Here is a 1,334-nt window from a genome sequence, read left to right on the forward strand (position 1 = left end):
TCGACCACCACGTCGACGACTACATCGCCCGCGCACGACTCAAAACCGCAGCCTGAAAACCTGACTCAGTTGTTCAGATTCTCGAACCCAAGGATCTAGGGAGCGGAGGGGGCCCAGACATCGGGGAACGGCCCCGGCTCGTCCCCGATCCGGCGAGCACCGGCCGGCCGGGCAGGACCGGATGGACCAACCGGACAGAAAGGGCTTTTCCGGGTACGAACCCGGCGGCGCGCCGGGACCACCGGTCAAGGCACACCGGCGCAACCCGGAGCCGCCTCGGGGTCAACCCCTCAGGGCACCGCGGGGACGGGGCTGGCAGCGCGGGCAGCTGTACGACGACCGGTTCATGAACGCCTCGCGCCGGATCGGCGTGCCGCACCGCGGGCAGGGCTCGCCCTCCCGGCCGTACGCGCTCAGCGACCGGTCGAAGTAGCCGCTCTCGCCGTTGACGTTGACGTACAGCTCGTCGAAGCTGGTGCCGCCCTGCTTGATCGCCTCACCGAGCACGTCCCGGACGTGTCCGAGCAGCCGCTGCGCGGCCGGGCCGGTCAGCGCGTCGGTGGGGCGGGCGCCGTGCAGCTTCGCCCGCCAGAGCGCCTCGTCGGCGTAGATGTTGCCCACCCCGGAGATCAGGGTCTGGTCGAGCAGCGCCCGCTTCACCTCGGTCCGCCGCCGGCGCAGCGCCGCCACGAAACCGGCGTCGGAGAACTCCGGGTCCATCGGGTCCCGGGCGATGTGCGCGATCTCGTCCGGCAGCTCGGCGCCGCCCTCGCTGACCGACAGCCCACCGAACGTGCGCTGGTCGACGAAGCGCAGCTCCGGGCCGTCGTCGGCGAACCGGAACCGGACCCGCAGGTGCAGCTCGTCGGCCGCGCCGACCGGTTGGAGCAGCAGCTGGCCGGACATGCCGAGGTGGCCGATCAACGCGTCACCGCTGTCCAGCGGCAGCCAGAGGTACTTGCCCCGGCGGCGGACGTCGGTCACCGTCCGGCCGGTCAGCACGTCGGCGAAGTGCCCGCCGCCCGGGGTGTGCCGGCGCACCGCGCGCGGGTGGCGCACCTCCACGGAGGCGATCCGGCGGCCGATGACCCACTGGGCCAGGCCCTGCCGGACCGTCTCGACCTCGGGCAGCTCAGGCACGGCCGGCGCCCGCGTCGGCGGTCTCGCTCCCGGCGTCGCCCGACGCGCCGTCGCCGCGCCGCGCCCGCCTCGGCCTGCTCGGTCAGCATCCGCCAGGCCGACTCGGCGGCCCGCTGCTCGGCCTCCTTCTTGCTCCGGCCCTCGGCGCCGCCGTACCGGTTGCCGGCGACCACCACCCAGGCGGTGAAGGTCTT

General features: G+C 73.6%; 1 protein-coding gene and 1 pseudogene. Both read right to left on the reverse strand.

Going from position 1 to position 1,334, the window contains the following annotated elements; all coding sequences use genetic code 11:
* Positions 1-282 precede the first annotated feature (282 nt).
* Positions 283-1,140 (reverse strand): bifunctional DNA-formamidopyrimidine glycosylase/DNA-(apurinic or apyrimidinic site) lyase, encoded by an 858-nt coding sequence (gene mutM / locus JNW87_RS38755; protein WP_309234169.1) that lies wholly within the window; start codon positions 1,138-1,140, stop codon positions 283-285.
* A gap of 68 nt (positions 1,141-1,208) precedes the next feature.
* Positions 1,209-1,334, reverse strand: a pseudogene (locus tag JNW87_RS41935) (putative dsRNA-binding protein); the annotation flags it as partial.

The organism is Micromonospora sp. ATA51, assembly GCF_016802855.1.
Lineage (GTDB): Bacteria > Actinomycetota > Actinomycetes > Mycobacteriales > Micromonosporaceae > Micromonospora > Micromonospora sicca.